The organism is Albidovulum sp. (assembly GCF_049646345.1).
Lineage (GTDB): Bacteria > Pseudomonadota > Alphaproteobacteria > Rhodobacterales > Rhodobacteraceae > Albidovulum.
In genome coordinates this window covers 1-4,795 of record NZ_JBARVQ010000263.1, presented here as the reverse complement: position 1 = coordinate 4,795, position 4,795 = coordinate 1, and the positions used below count along the sequence as shown (strand labels likewise).

6 protein-coding genes and 1 pseudogene are annotated in these 4,795 nt (G+C 64.0%); 1 reads left to right on the top strand and 6 read right to left on the bottom strand.

Annotated features, from left to right (window positions below; genetic code table 11):
* The 5 genes and pseudogenes from tolB to ybgC form a co-directional block, all read right to left on the bottom strand.
* Window positions 1-470, bottom strand: a pseudogene (tolB, locus tag WBB85_RS06315) (Tol-Pal system protein TolB); the annotation flags it as partial.
* Window positions 471-592: 122 nt separating this feature from the next.
* Window positions 593-1,753, bottom strand: a complete 1,161-nt coding sequence (locus tag WBB85_RS06310) for a hypothetical protein (RefSeq protein WP_432637779.1) — start codon at window positions 1,751-1,753, stop codon at window positions 593-595.
* An 11-nt stretch (window positions 1,754-1,764) separates the two neighbouring features.
* Complete coding sequence (tolR, locus tag WBB85_RS06305; protein WP_282368102.1) at window positions 1,765-2,247, bottom strand: protein TolR; 483 nt, start codon at window positions 2,245-2,247, stop codon at window positions 1,765-1,767.
* 4 nt (window positions 2,248-2,251) lie between these two features.
* On the bottom strand, window positions 2,252-2,947 hold the full coding sequence (gene tolQ / locus WBB85_RS06300) for a protein TolQ (RefSeq protein ID WP_432637778.1): 696 nt from the start codon (window positions 2,945-2,947) through the stop codon (window positions 2,252-2,254).
* 115 nt (window positions 2,948-3,062) lie between these two features.
* Window positions 3,063-3,464 (bottom strand): tol-pal system-associated acyl-CoA thioesterase, encoded by a 402-nt coding sequence (gene ybgC / locus WBB85_RS06295; RefSeq protein WP_432637777.1) that lies wholly within the window; start codon window positions 3,462-3,464, stop codon window positions 3,063-3,065.
* A gap of 160 nt (window positions 3,465-3,624) precedes the next feature.
* Between ybgC and WBB85_RS06290 the strand changes: the two genes are divergently transcribed.
* On the top strand, window positions 3,625-3,939 hold the full coding sequence (locus tag WBB85_RS06290) for a bactofilin family protein (RefSeq protein ID WP_432637776.1): 315 nt from the start codon (window positions 3,625-3,627) through the stop codon (window positions 3,937-3,939).
* Window positions 3,940-4,058: 119 nt separating this feature from the next.
* Here WBB85_RS06290 and WBB85_RS06285 read toward each other — a convergent pair whose 3' ends face one another.
* A complete protein-coding gene (locus tag WBB85_RS06285) occupies window positions 4,059-4,673 on the bottom strand; it encodes a hypothetical protein (protein ID WP_432637775.1) in 615 nt (204 codons plus the stop codon).
* Window positions 4,674-4,795: the final 122 nt, after the last annotated feature.

The window sequence follows — 4,795 nt, the reverse complement described above, 5'->3', positions numbered from 1 at the left end:
GCATAGATCTGGTCGGACACCTTGTGCGCGATCCGCCGCCAGTCCCCCTGCCCGCCGCCGAATTGCAACCCGTCCCCAAGGGGGGCGTCCGAGAAGACGTCAAAGAGCCGGAACTTCACATTGATCCGTCCATCCGAGGTCGCAGCCACCGCCCCCGTCACCAGCGCCTGCGCGTTGATCGCCTTCCAGTCGGCATAGGCGACCGGCGCGTCAAAGCTCGACACGCCGCTGATGAAGGCCGAAGAGGGGATTTCCCGGAAAAGACCGGTACCGGCAAGGTCAGCGGCCACCACTTGCGTGATCGCCTGCGCGATCTCCGCCGCACCGGGATTTTCGGCGACAAAGGTCGGGGTGGCGAAGGGCAGGGGTTCGATCACGCCCGTCCCAAGTTCCAGCCGCAAGGGTTCGCTTGCTGCGGCAAACGGCACGGCAAGGCCGCAGAAGGCGGCGGCGATGAAGGTCCTGAGCATCGGGAATTTCCCTTTCGCTTTGTCTTGGGGGGAAGCTGCGACACGGGTGAGGGCGGAACAACCGGTCCCCGTCAGATTGTTACAGCGATCGGCGTGTTGTCGCTCGGATCGGGCGGGATGGATCATCTCAGCCTCATATTGTCGGGATTGAAGACCATTTCGATCTCCCGCCATTGCTCGTACTTCTCAGGCGGCAGCGCATAGCCCTGCCCCTGACACCTGATCAGCGCCCGGCGGGCGGCCTCATAGGCCTGCTGCGCTGCGGCCTCGCTGCCGCCTTCATAATCGGCCATCCGAATGCTGCTGCTGACAGGCAACCCCTCAGGCGTCATCGAAAAGGCCAAAGTGACCTTAGTTGCCATCGCATCGGTCGACAGCGCGCCGAGGTTCCAGCATTGCGAAACCTGCCGCAGGAAGCCGTCCTTCTCGCCGCCGGTCAGCGGCGGGCCGGACGGTGCCGTGCCGGTGCCGGGGGAAGGGGCCTCATCAGCCGCCCCTTTGAGGATATCGTCCAGCGATTGCCCGCCTGTCTCAGACTGGGACGGCTCAGGCTCCGGTGCGGGCTCCGGCTCGGGCGCGGGTTCCGGGTCGGGCTTTCTCTCGGGACGCGGCTTCGGACGCGGCGAGGATGTCGGCGCGGCTGAGGCCAGGTCGGTCTGGTCCTTGTTGGCCTCGGTTTCCAGCACCTGACCGCTTTCGGGCGGTGCGGCGGCCTCTTCGGGTTCCTCCGGCACCGGTTCCTCGGCGGGTTCCGGCGTCGTCTCGGCCACGGCCTCGGGTGCCACATCGGCATTCTCATCGGGCGCATCCGTCGGATCGGGCGCGACGCGGGGCGCGGATTTCGGATCGGGCTGCGGTTCTGGCAGCTGCGTTTCCAACGGGATTTCCGTCGGCGGGGTCGGCGGCGTGGGGGCCGTGTCCTCCACCTCCGGTTCCGGCGGGGTCAGTTCGGTCACATCCGGCGCTATATCGGGTTCGGGCTGCGGTTCCGGCTCAACCGGCTGCGCTGGTTCGGGCTGGGTTTCCGGTTCGGGTGCCGGGGGTGTTTCCTCGACCGGTGCGGGTTCAGGCAGCGACGGCTCCGGAGCACTTTCTGTCGGTGCAGTCGGCGCCTTTGCCGTCATCGCCACAAACTCCGCCTCAGACATCAGCGTCACCTCGGCCGTCTCGACCGGCGGCGGCAGATCGTGGGAAAAGAAGATCCCGCCCAGCATGAGCCAGAGGATCGCGCCCAGATGCGCGGCCCCCGAGACGATCAAACCTGTGCGTTCGGACCTCTCCATGGGCATATGCCCTAGTTCCCCGCCTGCCCGTCAAAGCTCGGGCCACCGGCATCGGTGACAAGAACGATGTTGGAAAAGCCGCCGGAATTCAGCGCCCCCATGACCTGCACGACGCGCTCATAGGGGATCTTGCCATCGGCACGCAGGAAAAGCTTGTCATCGGTCCGCTCGGCGGCGATAGCGCGCAGCTTGGCGATCAGCTCACCCTCGGGCGTGGGCGTGTTCTGGATCGAGATCGTGCCATCCTCCTGCACCGAAATGGTTAGGGGTTCCTCCTGCTCGGTCGCCACGGCCTGTGCTGCGGTTTTCGGCAGCTCCAGGGGCACACCCACGGTCAGCAGCGGGGCCGCCACCATGAAGATGATCAGAAGCACCAGCATCACATCCACGAAAGGCGTGACGTTGATCTCGCTCATCACGCCAGCCTTGCCACGTCCGCCACGACGGCGGTGCCGTCCGCCGCCACCGCCCGATTTCATCACACCTGCGCCCATCGGATCAGCCGTCCAGCTGGCGCGAAAGGATGGTGGCGAATTCGTCGGCGAAGGCCTCGTAGCCCGAGATGATGCGGTCGCTGTCGGTCGAGAGCTTGTTGTAGAAGATCACCGCCGGGATCGCCGCTACAAGACCGAGCGCGGTCGCAAGAAGCGCCTCGGCGATGCCGGGAGCCACGACCGCAAGTGACGTGTTCTGCGAAATCGCGATCTGCTCAAACGCCACCTTGATGCCCCAGACCGTGCCGAAAAGGCCGACGAAGGGGGCAGTCGATCCGACGGTCGCAAGGAAAGGCAACCCGCGCGTCAGGTTTTCCGTCGCTTTGACGATGGCCACATCCATCGACCGGTCGATCCGCGCCTGCGCCCCGGCGATCAGTTCGCCGCCTTCGCGGTGCGAGCGCCGCCATTCGACCATGCCGGAGGCGAAGATCTTCTCACTCGCGCCATCAGGCTGCGATCCTATCTTTTCGAACAGCTCATCCAGCGGCTCGCCCGACCAGAAGGCGCGGTCGAAGATCGACGCCTCATGCCGCGCCTGCCGGTACGAGATGAATTTCTGTACGATGATCGCCCAGGACCAGAAACTGGCCACCGTCAGCATGATCATTACAAGTTGCACAACGAAAGAGGCGCGCCAGAAAAGCGCAAGCAAGGAGAAGTCCATCTCCTGCGCCATCGCAAGGGTTTCGGTTTCCATAAGTTACTGCTCGCCGTTTGGGCCACATTTGCTGCGGCTCTCTTACAACTGATTCTATCCCGGTTTTAGTGGGAATGCCAACACATCTGCGTGGCTGGCCGTTCATCGCCCACCCTCAGTGCAAAGCCCCCCCGAGCAGACGGCGAATTTCCGCCGGAATGCGGGCAGCATGGCCATCATCCGTCAGACAGACAAGTGTGACCGTGGCCTGAAACAGAGCCTCGCCGTGCCGCGTGACGGCCTGGTAGAGTACGATCCGCGCACCAGTGACGGCCTCGGCCCGGGTTTCCACGGTCAGGTCATCGTCGAACCTGGCAGGTCGCAGATAGTCCGCCTCGACCCGACGCACAGCAAAGACAATGCCTTCCTCTTCTCTCAACCGCCCCTGATCGACGCCAAGATGCCGGACCCATTCGGTGCGACCGCGTTCGATGAACTTCAGATAGTTCGCGTAATAGACGATCCCGGCAAGGTCGGTATCCTCGTAGTAGACGCGGATCGGAAATGTGTGGCTCATGATCTGTTCTGCTGCTCCTGGCTCATCCCTAACGGTTCCGTCGTGTGCCTGACAAGCGGTCTGCCGACCAAGCGGCTTGGCAGGGGGCCAGTGCTGGTGTAGCCATAAAGTAAGACAATCCGCGCCGTCCCGGACCGCGCCAGAAGCGAAAGATGCCCGCATGACCCGCTCCGTGATCGAAGAAGACCTGAACATCGAGGGCAATGTCACCTCCAAGGATGGCGAGGTTGACGTGAAGGGCAAGGTGACCGGCGATGTCGAGGCCCGCGCGGTCGACGTGCATCCCGGCGGACGGGTCGATGGTGCGATCTCGGCGGAAACGGTGACCGTCCAGGGCGCGCAATCGGGCCGGATCAAATGCACCGAACTGTCACTGGTGAAGACCGCAGATGTGAAGGCGGATGTCACCGCCCGGACGCTGATTTCGGAAAAAGGCGCCCGCCTCGTCGGCAAGGTGCAGATCACCGGCAACTGATCCCGGGCAAACAGGTCTGATCCAAAGGAGACGCCTGCGGCGTCACGCTTTATCCGACTGCGCGCCACAGGCGCACAGAGCGCCTTTGGCAAACGTGTGTTCTGACGGAAAGAGCCGGATCACCCGATCCGCGCGGCCAGCCGCAGCGCATGGCTTTGATCGCGCGTAGCTTCTGGCAGGACCGGGCTATAGGCGGCGCGGATCACATCCGCGATATCGGGGCTGAGGATCACCCTGTCGCCCACCTGCGCCAGTGGCGAGTGGTTGTGAAAGGCCGTGTCCGACCAAAGCAGGATCACCTGCGCAGCCAGGCTGAGCGCAATGGTCTCGGCCGCCATATCGGCAAGGCTGTCATCCAAGCGGATAAAGGCGATGCAGGCCCGGATCGCGCCCGTCTCCTCAAACCGGAAATGACGGTACTGGTTGGCGCCTTCCGCGTCCAGCCGGGCGACCAGCCCCGCCAGCCCCTCGACCAACCGGTTCAGATCGGGCACCTCCAGCAACTCACGCCAGTCGCGGAAGAAGAAGACCATCAGATTCGCGCCCTGTTCGAAATCGGTCTCAGCCATCCTGTGACCCGCCAGAGTCACCACCGCCTCGACCGCGCCCTTCACGGTCGCGAGCGTCTTGTCATCGGTGCCGAACACCACGGGCACGATGGGCCGCGCCCAGCGGGCAAAGATGTAATCGCCCGATGACCGGGTAAAAAACTGTGCGATCTCGTCCTCGGTCACCGGCTCTTCCACTTGGTCCAAATATCCCCGCCGGAGGCATAGAAGTTTTCGTTCCCCGCCTCAACCCAAGCGGCCCGGCATCCTCCCGCCATCACGCGACAACGAGAACCTGCCCGGTCAGC